At 31.5% G+C, this 15337-nt stretch carries 17 protein-coding genes; 2 read left to right on the forward strand and 15 right to left on the reverse strand.

From position 1 onward, the window contains the following. Nucleotides 1-164: 164 nt before the first annotated feature. The 10 genes from ACWV26_RS11915 to ACWV26_RS11960 all read right to left on the reverse strand — a co-directional run bounded on the left by ACWV26_RS11915 (nt 165) and on the right by ACWV26_RS11960 (nt 7747). Entirely contained in the window at nt 165-701 is a 537-nt protein-coding gene (locus ACWV26_RS11915; protein ID WP_455894956.1) for an HXXEE domain-containing protein, read from the reverse strand. Between the two features lie 258 nt (nt 702-959). Further along, nucleotides 960-1397 (reverse strand): VOC family protein, encoded by a 438-nt coding sequence (locus ACWV26_RS11920; protein ID WP_455894957.1) that lies wholly within the window; start codon nt 1395-1397, stop codon nt 960-962. A 179-nt stretch (nt 1398-1576) separates the two neighbouring features. Beyond that, entirely contained in the window at nt 1577-1855 is a 279-nt protein-coding gene (locus tag ACWV26_RS11925; RefSeq protein WP_455894958.1) for a hypothetical protein, read from the reverse strand. 161 nt (nt 1856-2016) lie between these two features. Further along, nucleotides 2017-2370: a YunG family protein gene (locus ACWV26_RS11930; RefSeq protein WP_455894959.1), complete on the reverse strand. Its 354-nt coding sequence runs from the start codon at nt 2368-2370 to the stop codon at nt 2017-2019. Nucleotides 2371-2398: 28 nt separating this feature from the next. Next, nucleotides 2399-2680: a hypothetical protein gene (locus tag ACWV26_RS11935; RefSeq protein ID WP_455894960.1), complete on the reverse strand. Its 282-nt coding sequence runs from the start codon at nt 2678-2680 to the stop codon at nt 2399-2401. Between the two features lie 409 nt (nt 2681-3089). Continuing rightward, on the reverse strand, nt 3090-3539 hold the full coding sequence (locus tag ACWV26_RS11940; protein ID WP_455894961.1) for a hypothetical protein: 450 nt from the start codon (nt 3537-3539) through the stop codon (nt 3090-3092). 456 nt (nt 3540-3995) lie between these two features. Continuing rightward, nucleotides 3996-4298, reverse strand: coding sequence for a hypothetical protein (locus ACWV26_RS11945; RefSeq protein ID WP_455894962.1), 303 nt, complete (start codon nt 4296-4298; stop codon nt 3996-3998). Nucleotides 4299-5230: 932 nt separating this feature from the next. Beyond that, nucleotides 5231-6181, reverse strand: coding sequence for a DMT family transporter (locus ACWV26_RS11950; RefSeq protein WP_455894963.1), 951 nt, complete (start codon nt 6179-6181; stop codon nt 5231-5233). 1036 nt (nt 6182-7217) lie between these two features. Then, nucleotides 7218-7340 carry a hypothetical protein gene (locus ACWV26_RS11955; protein ID WP_455894964.1) on the reverse strand — a complete coding sequence of 41 codons (123 nt, stop codon included), beginning with the start codon at nt 7338-7340 and terminating at the stop codon, nt 7218-7220. Between the two features lie 260 nt (nt 7341-7600). Further along, the gene (locus ACWV26_RS11960) at nt 7601-7747 is read right to left on the reverse strand and encodes a hypothetical protein (RefSeq protein ID WP_455894965.1); all 147 of its coding nucleotides are present in this window, start codon (nt 7745-7747) and stop codon (nt 7601-7603) included. 593 nt (nt 7748-8340) lie between these two features. Between ACWV26_RS11960 and ACWV26_RS11965 the strand changes: the two genes are divergently transcribed. Continuing rightward, on the forward strand, nt 8341-8595 hold the full coding sequence (locus ACWV26_RS11965; RefSeq protein ID WP_455894966.1) for a GlsB/YeaQ/YmgE family stress response membrane protein: 255 nt from the start codon (nt 8341-8343) through the stop codon (nt 8593-8595). A gap of 377 nt (nt 8596-8972) precedes the next feature. Here ACWV26_RS11965 and ACWV26_RS11970 read toward each other — a convergent pair whose 3' ends face one another. Then, the gene (locus ACWV26_RS11970) at nt 8973-9683 is read right to left on the reverse strand and encodes a DUF421 domain-containing protein (protein WP_455894967.1); all 711 of its coding nucleotides are present in this window, start codon (nt 9681-9683) and stop codon (nt 8973-8975) included. A gap of 261 nt (nt 9684-9944) precedes the next feature. Here ACWV26_RS11970 and ACWV26_RS11975 point away from each other — a divergent pair, with 261 nt between their 5' ends. Continuing rightward, nucleotides 9945-10703 (forward strand): CPBP family intramembrane glutamic endopeptidase, encoded by a 759-nt coding sequence (locus tag ACWV26_RS11975; protein ID WP_455894968.1) that lies wholly within the window; start codon nt 9945-9947, stop codon nt 10701-10703. Nucleotides 10704-10809: 106 nt separating this feature from the next. Here ACWV26_RS11975 and ACWV26_RS11980 read toward each other — a convergent pair whose 3' ends face one another. From ACWV26_RS11980 to ACWV26_RS11995, 4 genes are all read right to left on the reverse strand, one after another. After that, entirely contained in the window at nt 10810-11541 is a 732-nt protein-coding gene (locus tag ACWV26_RS11980; RefSeq protein WP_455894969.1) for a polysaccharide deacetylase family protein, read from the reverse strand. A 1188-nt stretch (nt 11542-12729) separates the two neighbouring features. Beyond that, nucleotides 12730-13194 carry a hypothetical protein gene (locus ACWV26_RS11985; protein ID WP_455894970.1) on the reverse strand — a complete coding sequence of 155 codons (465 nt, stop codon included), beginning with the start codon at nt 13192-13194 and terminating at the stop codon, nt 12730-12732. Between the two features lie 79 nt (nt 13195-13273). Continuing rightward, nucleotides 13274-14641: an ATP-binding protein gene (locus ACWV26_RS11990; RefSeq protein WP_455894971.1), complete on the reverse strand. Its 1368-nt coding sequence runs from the start codon at nt 14639-14641 to the stop codon at nt 13274-13276. Beyond that, on the reverse strand, nt 14619-15335 hold the full coding sequence (locus ACWV26_RS11995; protein WP_455894972.1) for a response regulator transcription factor: 717 nt from the start codon (nt 15333-15335) through the stop codon (nt 14619-14621). Before ACWV26_RS11995 ends, ACWV26_RS11990 begins: the two co-directional genes overlap by 23 nt. Nucleotides 15336-15337: the final 2 nt, after the last annotated feature.

The raw sequence follows: 15337 nt of genomic DNA on the forward strand, positions 1-15337 counted from the left end.
GCGCCTGATAATTGAATAACGACTATGTTCTATCAAGTAAGTTTTTATTAATAGAATCAACAAAAAAACAATCTTCTTAGTTTAACGCTCCGTTATTTTAAGAACTCTTTTCCACAAGCTATATCTAATTAACAATCACACTAAAAAAAAGAGAAATTAAATTTTTATACTGCTTTTTTTCCTATCCAATGAGAAAGTAAAGCAATAGGAATTATTAAAAGGACAAATGGCAAGCATCCAATAATTATTTTCCATGTAAGAACTTTATAAAATAATAATGTGTTATACAAAACTAAACTGTATGGAATTATCATAATCATTGATGACAATGAACCTGGAGTAATGGAACGAAGAAATATAGCCTGGCCAATATGAGTAAAGGCATGCAGAAAAAAAGTCAATGTGACAATTGTAAAAATATAAATATTAGCTAGTGATCCTTGAACCACAAATTGGTTTGCCATAATTGTTGAACTACTTACGAATAAGAATATAACTAAAACCGCTACTGCAAATTGTGCTGTGGTCATGGAAAATTGTTTTATTACCCTATCAGCAATTTTTCCTGGTAATCTTTCATAAATAACATCTGAGTTTTTTTTCATCCACTTTTCAACCATGATAATTTCTTCAAAATCATGAATGATAAACATTATCGGAAATAACCAAATAAGTGTTTGGACATTAAGCCATGTTTCCATAATCCCCACCCTTGTGACTTTTTGATTTGCATTCCTTCTTCAACCAGATACTTATGTTAAATTAGATATGATTAAATCGCGACTTTCTCGACAATCTGCCTCTTAAGTGAAAAATGGACGCAATTTCATTTTCAAGAATTGCGCCCTTTAATTGAATAACTAAAATATGGACTCGTCGGTCATTGATCTCCCCTTTATTTCAACTAATTTTGTATATCAAATAACCAACAACATTTTAATAAAGCAAATGCAATTTGATTATTTGATTTGCTCCGCCAACTCTAAAATAATCCCTTCTGGCCCATGAACGTAGCATAATTTATATGCGTTTTCGTAGTTTTGTATCTCACCAAAAAGTTTCGCGCCTTTCTTTTTCAATTTGGCAACAACGGCTTCAATATCTTCAACAGCGAATGCAATATGCTGGATTCCCAAGGTATTTGGCAAGGATTGCTGCATACCTTTTTCATCTGAAAGCGTATGCAATTTGATCAGCTCCAAAGTTGCCTGGCCGTCTGGCATACCTAACCATACAACTGTCTCTCTAACGTCATTAAGACCAATTATCCGCTCCACCCACTCTCCTTTCACTTCTGTTTCCCCTAGCATTTCAAGTCCAAGGTTAAGAAAAAAGTCTTTAGCGGCAGGAAGATCATTTACGATTACACCCACATGATCTATTCTATGGATTTTCATATATCATACCTCCTATTTTCCTCAGTTTATCACATATGTTTCCTAAATATTTCTTTTCGATTGCTTAAAAGCTTGTCCCCTTTATTCCACAATCTGGCCCTTTAAATGAAGAAAGACGCTTTTCTTATTTCAGAAATGCGACCTTTAATGGAATAACTAGATATGATCTTAAACATAAGTTATGGTTCACTAATCCCCATTGCTAATAATAAGAAAAATGTGCACACCAAAACGAACCCGTTCCCTAATAATCCAATAATTAAATAAGTTATACGTTTAGACATCAACCAAGAGAATATTGCAAATAAAAATCCAATAATTGATAAGACGCTAAAAATTTCAATTAAAAAATAAATATCAACATTTGGCCCTCTTGTTATATAGAAAATGATTATACTGATTATCGCTGATAATACGGATAAAACACCAAATATACTCCCTACTTTTCTCTTATCCAAAATTCTCCTCCCCCTGCCCTATTTCCCTATAGTTTATGTACAATCTTTAACAAATTCCACACTAGCATTACAATAAAGATTCAATTGCTTGGCGCTCTTCCTCAATTAAATGGCCCTATTCATGAAGAAAGACGTTTTCCTTATTACAGAAAAAACGTCCTTTAGTTGAATAAAGTATCTAAAACTTTTTGTCTTAAATAGCCATACTGCTTCTCATTAGTATCTGCGTATGCTTCTATTCTATTAGAAGGAATATCCCTATATAAAATTTCCTTTTTAAATTGAGAAGCTGTAAAATCATATCGTTTGTTATTAATGAAATTATAAAAATGCCATCCATCAGGTAGTTTAGTTTTTCTAATCTCTCCACCCAATATATCATTTACAACTAATGTAGTAACACCACATTGGCCGGCAGAAGCGTTATCCTTACTCCATTTAGAGCTTGATTCTAAAGACCAAGATTTAAACAAAGCATTGGTTATTCGCTCTATTTGAAACATATTTGTTTTCATATTAAACCTTCTTTCATAGACTAGTAATTTAAGTGTTATTTTTAAGCCAAGTTAAAATACGAACCACTTCCAAAGGTTTAAACCAGGTTACTAAAAGTAGAATAATAAAAAAAGAAGCGAGGGAAATAAATTTTACACTGCCCACCTCTTTTTTTGAGATAGCGATAAAGCTAAAGACAACTCCTATTAATAAAAAAATAACTCCTATAAGTACAATCGATTCAAAATAATCCTCTATTATCCTATTAAATACATAAGAAAGCACTCCTAAAAACATAAAGAATATTGACCATTCACTAAATGTTTTCATAATATTCTCTCCTCGAATTACTCTTACCTTATGGTACTCACATCTTTGAAACCGTTCCTTTCAATACTGCCCCTTACCCCTTAAGATAATGTAAGGTCTTAATCCTTACTACATAATTAATCCTATTGTTTAAGAAAAAAATATTTTTTATAATCCAATTTTTCTACCAATGTCTTGTGCCTTATTTCAGCAAATTTTCTGAATTTTGTGTTACAAGTTTCCTTGTAACCTTATTTAGCCAATTCCTTTGAATACTTCACCTACATTCTATTAATGTAATTAATAGTTCTGCAAAACAGAATTAAATTCCTTCTTCAACTAATTCTTTACTCCATAATCTGGCAATTTACTTGAAGAAAGACGCTTTCCTTATTTCAGAAAAGCGCCCGATTGTGGAAGATGACTTTTACTAATCATCTGGATTTTCACTTAGAATCCAGGGGATATTAGCAACAAAACTTAACTGTAACACTGGGTGTGGGAATCCTTCTGGTACAAACTCTAAATGCTTAGAAAATCCAAATGTGAAATTCCCTACCTTAAAAGTATTCATTTCATTAAATCTAGAGGATGTACACAATTCTCCATCTAATACTCTCCCAACAATATGATAATCTCCTATGTATAACCGTGTCCCAGTTTCCTCGGTAGGGAATTCTGAAAGCTCTGCTGGTTTTGTAGCAAGGACTCCTAATTTGTTGAATATATCGGATAAAGAAGTATTTAAAAACTTAGATGCTTCAACATAATTTTTACAGTATAAGCAGTTACAAACCTCTATATCTTTGCTATAAAATTCTCGTGTCTTAACAAGATCGACTTCTAATAACCATTTCTCTATTCTAATTTGTTGAAGCATTAAAATGCCCCCTGTAAAATCTCCCTAATTTTCCTTAAATGAATATAAAACTCGGTGACTCGAATTATCAATCTTTATTATGCTAAACTTTCCGTTGTGATCTTTTACAATCTCACGCCAATTTTAACATAAAAGTCTATTTTCATTTGGAAGTCTATTCTATTAAATTGATCTTTTGCGGAAGACTTTTTAAATTTTCTCCGTGAAGAAAAGATTCCGTTATTTCAACAAAGTGAAACGGCAGAACATTATTCCCACTCATAATCAATCACCAGTTCGACCTTGTCTGGCATTATTTTTTGAAGTGAGTCTATCGTTGAAAAGTTTTCATCATTTGAGAACGCGGTAATAAAATCGCCATCATACCCTACCCAAAACATTGTGTAACTTTCAGTTAAAGTTGCTATTGGGGTATTCACTAGCTTTTTTCGTTTAACGAGCCTGTTTCGTTTATTTTTAGTCTTTTTTTACAAGATAAGGTGACTCATATTCTCTTTCCTCTAGTCTGAATACATCCTGTTTTAAGGACCACAATGATAAGTTCAACATGCCTCCATTCCCGTGTAAATAAGGATAATATTCTTTAAATTGTTGCTGACTGCGAATAATTACCTTCACAAAGGATTTGCCCTTACGACTTACCTTCATATAATCGAACTCTATATTTTGGATTTTAAACAACTCTTCGTACTCTGCTAGTTGAAAATCATAGATTTCCACGAGTGAATAAATAGGGTAACCATCTAGACTCTTCTCCAATTGCAAAAGAATTCTTCATGGGAATACGACGAATAATCACCTTCGTTATAACAAGAAAAATCTATGATATATTGGAATTCACCGTTAATCTCAAAATCGTATGTGGTTTCTAGGCCCGGTGTAGTTATTACTTTATTTGGAGGAATGTAGCTAATCTCCACCTTCATTTTAGTCACCTCTCTTAAAAGGTTAGAATAGTTATTTTTGATAGTACCGCGTGAAACCATTTTTTCGCTAGCTTAGTTTTATTAGCTTGTTCAACTGCTTCGATGTTTAAGTACTCTTGCACAACCACTATCCTAGGATTATGTAAATATTCCAAATTTTATTGAGATCCTTACTCCATAAAATGGCCCAATTGTTGAATTAAATCTCCCGGTAGTATTGCAATTATTATTTTTTATCAAGGTTACGTCTTGGAGGATGCTACGTCGTTTGTAAGGATTGATGAAACGGGTTTAAATAATCAAAATACGCGAACCTATTTATAAAATGACCTTTATACATTTTCCACTTCTCCCTATTTTAAACTGTTCAGTATTCACACGGCTTTGCATTTGCACGAATCGTTCGGTATACACTTTATCAATAGAGGTTCGCGCATAACAATGTTAGTTCTTGATACTTTTGTTTTTTATTATGTATTTCTAGCGCCAAGTTTTTTTTCAATATTTTAAAAGGAAAGGAAAAAGTGAAAATTAAAATTCAATTTTAATATGGGAATCCTGAATTCCCGGACAATTTCTCCCCATCCAAGGACTACCAGTTGGGCTTGGTTTGGTGCATACGGAATAAGTAACAATTTTCCAGATCTACAAATCAAAATCCTACCTTTTACTGCTACATATAAAAAGCACCTCCTTTGATTGATACGTTCATCGTACCAGGAGGCGCTTTTCATTTACATGCATTGTTTGATTGAGGGCTTATATTTATTTTCTACCTTTTGGGTTTCTTGAAACGAGGATTGAACCTAAAATGACTATTATAGCACCTATAGCAAATTGTAAGCTAATAGGAGTGCCAATAAATATAATTTCAGTTACTATTGCCCAAAAAACATAGGTATTATTAAGAGATTGACCTTTAGCAGTACCGATTAAATTAATCGATGTGTAGTATAAAGAATAGTTGGCAGTACCTAATAAACCTGCTATAACAATTAGCCATACTATGTTGGATGATGCTACTTGAAATGCTAAAGAATATCCATGTATGAATGGAACAATTAATATTGCATAGCAGAGTGCAGAGGTCATCTGTCTTATATTAACCGCATATAAAGGAACGACTTCTTTTCCTTTCATTCCCCAATCACTAATCACACCTTCTAATCCCCAAAATATGGCAGCACCTAATGCAAACAAAATTCCGATGTAAAAGTGGCGATCAACGTTAAAATCCGATGGAGTATAGGCTAATATAATCACTCCGACTATACTCAAAGCAACCCCGAACCAAGTTCGTCTACTCGCTTTTTCCTTCAAAAAAATGAAAGCAAGCAAAGCACCTATTCCAGGGAATATAGAAGAAATACTTGCCGCATAAGTTACTCCTACATATTGAATACTGAGAAAATAACAGGTCATTGCCAAAGGACCGCCACACAATCCTCCTAAAACTAATATCGCCCCGCTCTTTGTTTTCAGTAATTTTAATACATTTATAAATTCGCCTTTTAAAATCATAAAAAATGATATCCAAAGTGCTGAAAAAAAGTCATGCATGAAAGCTGCTATAATTGGTGCAAATACCACAAACTGTTTAAACTGTGTACTAGCAATTATAATGCCAATTAACACCGTATCGATTCCCCAAGCAATAGCTGAAGTTCCCCCGAGGAATGTACCTATTCTAGCTTTTTTAATCCTTTTTACATTCATTAATTTAACCTCTTTTCCAAAAATCATTTCACTGGAAACCGACCAAATTAATTGTCCACTTTAAATCTGATAAATAATTCCACGTATTAGTAAATTAAACTATCAATCACACTATATAAATAACCTCAGATATGTTAAGTTCCTTATATAGTGAGGATAGAAAAAAGGAATATGCATGTTACGTTTGTTCGCCCGCTCGAAAATACAAAATAGGCGCGTACTGTTCCATTCATATTCCTTCTTTGTGCCGGCTGGAAATGTATATTTAATTTGTCTGAACAGAAAAAACTTTCCCAAATTAAGCAAAATAAGGCTCATAGTGTTAGCCCAACTTTTAATTCCCGTTATAGATTTTCTTGTACCTTTATCAACAGGAATATCATCTAGGAGGGGGCAAAGAGGATTGATTACATAATACAAACGAAGAAAAACACACCTTAATCTAAATGTTAAGTTCATCTATGAATTACCAATATTTTATAAGAAACTTAATTTGAAAGGATATATAAAGACAACCGAGGAAATAAATTTCCGGTAATATGTACCGGGGTTGGGTTTTATATAACAAATGGATGGAATAGTACCCCATTAAAAAATATCCATTTTGGATTTAACCAGGAAAATATAGATCAAGTGAACAAAAGCAAAACAACTTTTGAGAGAGAGTGGCTTTGATGTGGAATTTTTAAATATAACTTTTTTATTTTACATGTTTTTATTTTTTACGTCAAATATTTTGAGTATAAAGTATGCGTCATGTTTTTCTCAACGTTCATTCTAGAACACCCAAATTGTGAATAAACTCTTTAATTTAAACTGACCTAATGTCATGAGTATGGATTAAAGTCATCCTCAGATAGTTCTCTATCAAGAATATCGTAAACCGATGATGTAGAGGTAAAAACATACTTTTTCGTCTTATTTTTAAAAACATGAATAGAGTTAATGCATCAATGGATGAATGCAAATTTGATCAAATATTACATCCCACTTTCAGCCTTCGAATGCTGAATGAAAAGATTCTACTTTATTTTGATTAAAATGGACTGTTTCTATTCCCTCTTGTAGCAACCGTTACCGATACACCATTATCGAGTAAACATTGAACTAGTTTTACTCCAAAAAATCTTGTTCCCCCTAATACTAATGCCGTTTTCATAATGTACTCCTTCTTTCAAAATATAATTATACTGGCTTTCATTCGATAATAATGTTATCTCAAAATTCAAATACTTGCACATTATGTTTCTCCACAATCTGGCCCTTAAATGAAAAAGCGCTAATCCTAATATTCAAGGATAGCACCCTTTAATGGAATAATTACAATAAGTCTTATATCCTAAAATCACTTACTAACGCTCCCGTTAGTTAAAGAGGAAAGTTTATTTATTATTGTTTGGAGAATAACCAGAATCCAATTCAATTCTTATAAAGAAATTCACCGATTGAATAAATTAAAGAAATAAGGGGTAGCACAACAAAAAAGAAAAACCAAAAGAAATCCCCACTTTTTACATTGATTATAGGATGTTTAATTTCTTTTTTTATTTTTACATCAATCTCCATTACTATAACTCCTTTTCTAACAGACTTTATCTATTTTATAAAAAATTTCACTTCTCATTTAACGAAAACTTAGTAAAGAATATACCCTTTCTTGAAGGAAAGCAACCTGTTAATCAAATATTTTAAATGCGTATATTCACTACTTTGATTCTCTTTAAAAAAAGACCCATTTATTCACTGAACTAAACTGGTATTTTTAGTAATTTCTTCATAAACTCACTAAAAACTCAACTGTGATTATCCCTATTTTTTACAGATGTTGTTCCACTAAATGGCCCGTTTGTTGAACACAAGTTCATCTTTAAACATAAGAACAATCTTAAATCTATAAAAAATATCCATAAGTGCTACCTTAGTTTTTTGATCATAAGCCACGAATGAAAAGGAAATAATAACAGGTGCATTGTTTTTTCTCATTTCTCAAGAGGTCATGGATGGGCACTTTGTCATTTAAATGCTTTAGGTATAACAATGTCCGTTATCTCCCTTGAAAATTCCTCTAATTTTTTCCTCCTTAATGTTTGAAGAGATTTAGTAAAGGTTATAAAACACTATAGCGAAATAGCTAAACTACAAAATAGGAGATGGACAGTATGAGTTTCATTTGGTTTTTAATAATTGGCGGAATTATCGGTTGGCTTGCAGGTATCATTTTGGGAAAAGATATTCCAGGTGGAATTATTGGTAATATTATTGCAGGTATTATCGGTGCATGGATTGGTGGTATGCTTCTTGGAAGTTGGGGGCCTAAAATTTCTGATTTCTATATCTTCCCTGCTATCCTTGGAGCAATTATACTTGTGTTCATTGTGAGCTTCATTATGAAATCACTGCGTACAGCTTCGTAATGCTAAATAGATCTTTTAGTTTATTTCTATACGGTTAAGCGAATCATATGTAAGCAACAATAAATGGTGACTGTGTATATAATGAAAAAGCGGCTTTCCACAATCTAATCTGTGGAGGACCGCTTTTTACTTTGTTCTTATTTACTTAACAATCCTCGGTTCCGTTAATTCAAGAAGAACAGAGCGGCTTATTCCACAATCGCGCCCGATTGCTGAAGATCAAGATAATGATGAAGAAATTTTTTCCTTAGTTTGTTTAACTAACGTCCACATAACAAGCCGTCCGATGCTTTTTCAATCAAATAAAATCCATAGTTCCATTGATTGTTTTACTAAAAAACATTCAATTTTCTAGAATAAATCATGAGTTATATCAGTTATTCCTTATCAATTGGTGAATGTATATGATTCTCATATGTATCAACATACATATTTCCATTACCTGACAAAACTGCATATAGTACATCATGTTGAACTAAGTTACGTTTCTTTAATTCTGAATGTAACCATGATTCTGTTAAATTATTCTGTTCTAGATTTTCCTTTATTACTTCTCCATCCATAATTAATTCTATTGGTAACTTAAATTCAGGAGTTATTGGTATCATTAAATCTTGCCTAGTTACATTTCTAAATTGAGGCTTTTTCAAGACTGTTAATGTTCCATTTGTCTCTACAATTGCAAACAAGACCTCTTCAATATTAAAGACATCCTTTTCTCTTAACTGTTGATTTAAATAATCTAACGTATAACGCATCTTATTCATATTTTTCTCTAAAATGTTTCCGTTTTGAATAACAATAGTCGGGTCACCAGCTAAAAACTTTCTGCATTTTCTACTTTTTAAGGAAATGCGCGCAAGCATAAAGATTATAATGACATAAATGACCAATGCAATGATAAAATGATGTACTTTTATAGATGTATTAAAGGCAAAATTTGCTGCTATGCTGCCTAATGAAATGGCTGCTACATAATCAAATATCGTCATTTGAGAGATTGTTTGTTTTCCTAGTATTCGCGTTCCTATTAGTAACAGTCCAAAAGAAGCTATTGACCTCAAAATAACCTCGAAACTTTCAGACATTTCAACACCTCGTTTAACTTCTCTTTTACTAATAGACTTTACTTTTTCTCCCTTTCTAAACCCATATTTTAAGTATTGGTTCTTATTACTCTCGATTGTAAATAAACTGTTTAATTACATGTAAATTAAATCCAAAGAACCCACAACCATATGAAGGAGTGTTAAACGATTTATTCAGCGTAAGATATCAATTCAAAGAAACGACTTGGTATCGCCTAGTTTTTTTCTATGATAAGACTGTAATTTTTAGGGGGAATCCATATGGGTTATTATGGTAAGGTATTGGGAGGTTTTATTGTACTAGATTTGTATTTGAACATTGGAATTGCGAATTCAAGTCAATTTTGGCTACAGGTTTTATTGGTCCTTTTGTTTTTTCCATTATTGAAAGGAATCCTAATGCTAACTAATGCAAAAGAATATAAAAACATCGCAATCAACTTTCATCCAAAATGGGCCAAGAATATGGTACTTGGGTTTGTCATTGGCTTTTCTTTTTGGCTAATCAAATATGGGATACAGTATCTCGTTCATGGCTTTTACATTAGCGGAATAAAACCTTTTCCCCATATGTTATCAACACTATTCATGATCATGCTGACGTTCTTAGTTGGTTCCTTTATAAATGACATTATTGTTCGTGGTTATGTATTCGGACATTTAAAAGGAAAAATGCCGATGAAATGGGTGTTTTTTATCTCTCTTCTGATTTATGCATTAGATGATTCATGGAATGAAGGATTCAGCATATGGAACACTCTTTTTTCTTTTGTTCTTGGATTATCAATTACGTATGCGATTTATAAAACTGGTTCTATTTGGGCAAGTACAGGTATTCATTGGGGACTGAACGTCTGTTACGGAATTTTTAACGGTACACTTGGAAATTCAAATGAAGGAATTCTTGTGACACAAGATCAATCGACAACATTGATTACAGAATCAATCAGTTATATGATTCCCCTTTTCATGTTTCTATTTATATTTTTAATACGAAACAAATTTGAAAAAATAAGCTAGGTTACATGGATATAATTGGCATGCATAATTGAAATATAAGAGAAGTTGAAAAGCACTTTCATTTCTCAAATTATTGATTAAAGAAAGTGCTTATTTTAAAAATATCTTATTTTTTTACAATTTCTTTTTCTTTTAACAATTCCGAAATAGTGACAAATTTATATCCTTTAGCTTGAAGCTCCGGTAAAATTTTTTCTAAAGCTTTAACCGTTTGTTTTCTATTTCCACCACCATCGTGAAAAAGAATTACATCCCCAGGTTTTGTTCCTGTTAGTACAGTATTAACAATTCTATAAACCCCTGGATCTTTCCAATCTAATGTGTCTTGATGCCAAGACCACATCACCACTTTATATCCCTCTTTAACAACTTCATTCACTAAACGATCTGTATATCTGCCCTCTACTGGACGAAATAATGTTGGAGAGTAACCTGTTATACTATAAATTGTCTCGTTCGTTTGTTTCAATTCCTTTAGTATTTGCCACACATTCGCTCTTAAAGGATGAGTATAGGTATGATTTGCTAATTCATGTCCTTCTTCATACATCCTTAAAACAACTTCAGGACTTTTTTCTGCATTTTGCCCTACAATAAAAAATGTGGCCTTTGCATTATACTTTGCTAATAAATCTAAAATTTCAGATGTGTACTTTGGATGAGGTCCGTCATCAAAAGTAAGTGCAACAATCTTTTTTTTCGTTTTAATATCCCAAAGAATCTGTCCAGATTCTTCATAATACTTTCTGCCCTTATCTGCTGAAGCGCTTCTTATAAGAAAGAAAGTAGAAACAAATAAAATACAAATCGCGAATACAATAATATGTTTACTCTTCAATTTTTCACTTCCTGTAAAGATTTTTTTCGGATAAACTACTCTAATTATCATCTACGGAAAGTAATTATTTATGCTATGTGTTGAGTAATATTATATACAATTGAAGAAAATATGTTGTATATGAACAAAAAAAGAAGATGACGCCTTTTAATACAGACATCATCTTCTTTGAATTACTATTTATGTTATATACAATAGCTTCTTTCATTCTATTAACTAATCCATTATAATTTTTTCTAAATAATAAACTGCTACCGCAAATGTTACACCTAGAATAAGATATGAGAGCTTAAAAGAAATGCCCTCTTCTTTGAGTTCTCTAATTTTATTAAGTAGCATAATTATTATTATTATTGACACAATTATGATAATCAATGAAAAAATATGTGGATTATTATATTTAAATTCTTTATTCTTTGATAACTAAAATTAAAATAGTAATAATAAACCAAGAAATAGAGATTGAAGCAACTCCAACATTAGCAACTTTTTTGACGTAAGGTTTATCGTAGCTCATGAAATTTTATGTAAATTTATAGCGAAGAGAATTCAGTGAGTTAATTGAAAATTATCAAAGGTCATTTATAGAAATACTTTGCAAATTATTATTACTACTATTGCAAAAGCAACGAAGCATGAAATCATTTTTATCACCGAGATTGGAAAATATTCTGTAAAAAATCTATCTCTTTTGAACTTCTTGCAAATTAGAAAGCTTAAAGTAGCAAAGACCAGATAAAGTACAAAAATAGCAACTAAATTAATATTGTAGTTAATTAAAAATTTAAAAAGTGAAGTTGAATCATAAATTTTAATATTTTTAATTATCATTTCAACAATGGTTGATATTACATAAATCACTAATGATCCAAGGATTAGTTTAGTAATTTCAATTGCAGTTTTTCTTTTATTAGTCATTTTCTTATGTCTTTTTATGTGTTCCGTAAATTCCAAAAGTAAGAACTCCTTAAAATTAGATATGTATAGTATAACGGAGGATATTATTTTCTATAGACTATTTTTTCTATATACAAGGTTTAGTTATTGTTATTGTTATCAATTTCATATCTCTTAAACGCCCAATTCTTCATAGGGACTGATTTCTAGAAAGCAAAAAGTCCTTAACCCTTATTACAGATTAAGGACTTTATTTCTAAATACATTTTTACTCAAATTTATTGAACAATATCAAAATGTAAGCAAAACTACTTCATCAACATCAAAGCTGAAAACAACAATTTCATTGTTAACCAAGTGTTTCATTTTAATTCTTTCTTGACTAGTCAATGGCAAATCAAAGATGATATCATCTAGTGATTTTATTAAAAAAGCATAAAAACCATTTATATACTCATTTTCTTTAAGGTTCTTTATAATATTATTTATTTCTGTGTTCTTTTTAATACATATGAGTGTGAAAGAGTTATTTTTGACAAGTGTATAATAAGAAATCTTAAGTTTAGCTAAAAATAAATTTGGCACTACAACTAAAATATTATACTGCTTCATCCAAAAATCTTTAAAGAGATGCTCTGTATTTGTTTCAAGCATATGATTTATTTCTTTAGGTTTTTCAAGTGTTAAGAAGGAAAAGGAAAATTCATTTTCATATCGGTCTTCTAACATTTTCAACTCTTTCTGATTATAGATCATCTCTTCTTTCTCCAATCATAACATATTAACTATTGACTAATTAAAGCAGTTTAAATTCCTCTTAGCAAAATCAGCTCTGCTATTTTTGCAAAATTGGTAATAACACCTTTACCTCAGTTCCTATACCTTCCCAACTTTTTATAGTAACTTCACCGTTATGCTGTACAATAATACTTTTTGCAATTGCCAATCCTAGACCTGTCCCACCTGATTCTCGGCTCCGAGCCTTATCAACCCGATAAAAACGCTCAAAAATATTATTAATCTCAGTTTCTGGAATTCCAATCCCATAATCTTTCACGCAAACAATTACAGCTTGTTTATTTTTTTCTAAAAAAACATCTATTCGCTCATTACTATATTTCATTGCATTATCTAACAAAATGACAAGTACTTGTTTTACTTTTAATTCATCAGCATAAATAACAATGGGATCATCTACATAATGGAATATAATTTCTCGCTTTTTTACATACTTCAGTTCATTTATAGTACTAATACACAATTCTACTATATTAACTTCTTTCATTTCTAATTCATTTTCTTTTTCTAGCGTAGCTAATTCTAAAAAAGTATCAGTCATCTTTTGAATTCTAGTAGCCTCTGAATGGATCGACTGAATAGCCTCTCCAGCCATTTGGCTATTCTCCATTCCATGCCGTCTTAAATAATTTGCATAGCTCTTTATGACAGTTAATGGCGTTTTTAATTCATGTGATGCATCAGAAATAAACCTTTTTTGTTTTTCCATATTCGATTGAATTCTATCAATCATCCTGTTAAAAGTGCTAGCCATAATTTGCAGTTCATCGTTTGCTTTATTTTGAGTTATAACTTTTTTAAGAACTCCACTTTGCTCAATTTCTTCTATTGTTTTAATCATATGGGAAATTGGTCGCATAATCGTATTAGCTAGCCATCTACCTCCAAGTAAGGATAATAAAGCAGCTATTATTGTACAAAGCACTAGTATTCCACGAAGAATTTCTTTTCTCGTTTCTAGACCCGATAAACGCTCTGCAATTTCCATACTGCTATTATTTCCATCATTCATTGGAACACGAACAATCAACACTTCCTCTTCCCCATTTTCTGCAGAGATTAAACGTGTTTTAGACTGCTTGGTCTTCGTATATTTTCCATTGATTTTTTTCAAGAGTTTTTGATCATTGGATACTTCATAAATCACCTTGTTTTGCGGTTGTATTATTCTAATATAAGAATGGTCAGTTAAAAAATCTTTTAAATTCAGTTCAATAGGATTAGAGGGGTGATTTTGATTAGCATTGATTACTTTTAGAATATCTTCTGTTTTTTGAAAAAGAACTTGCTCTTCCATATTTACTGTTGTTTTCATAAATAAAAAATAAACTGCAAAATTTATAAGTATTAATATGCAAAGCATCCATGCAGTTGTTAGAAGATTAATTTTTGTTGTTATTTTCATCCTTATTCTCCTTTAAGGTAAAACCAACTCCTCTTATAGTTGTAATTAGATGTGAAGAAAAACCTTCATTAATTTTTTTTCTTAGATGCCCTATAAAAACATCAATTACGTTTGTCTCCCCCTCATACTCATATCCCCAAACGTTAAGGATAATGTTCTCCCGTGTAACAACTTTGTTTTTATTCTTTGTTAAATAAACTAATAAGTCATATTCCTTTGGTGTTAGCGAAATAGATTTTCCATTCCTTTTTACTTCTCTTGCATCTTGATCGATTAACAAATCCTCCACTTTCATGTCGGACTCATCTTCCATTAAACCCATTTTATTAGAAGTATGGCGAATACAAGCACGAATACGGGCTAATAATTCTTCAATTTCAAAAGGTTTTGTTACATAGTCATTAGCTCCCTGATCCAAACCCGTTACTTTATCAATTGTTGAATTTCGAGCGGTTAAAAGAATAACAGGTGTTGTACGGTTTTCCTTTCTTAGTCTTCTTAAAATTTCAATTCCGCTCAGCCCAGGTAACATAATATCCAATAAAATTAAATCAATTCCTGTACGCAAGGCAATCTCTAATCCTGATTTCCCCTCTTGCTCAACTGTCACCTGATATCCTTCATACTCCAACTCAACTTTCAAGACTCGTGCGATCTGTGGCTCATCTTCAATAACAAGAATATGCGTTTTCATCT

Source organism: Rummeliibacillus sp. JY-2-4R (assembly GCF_053847205.1).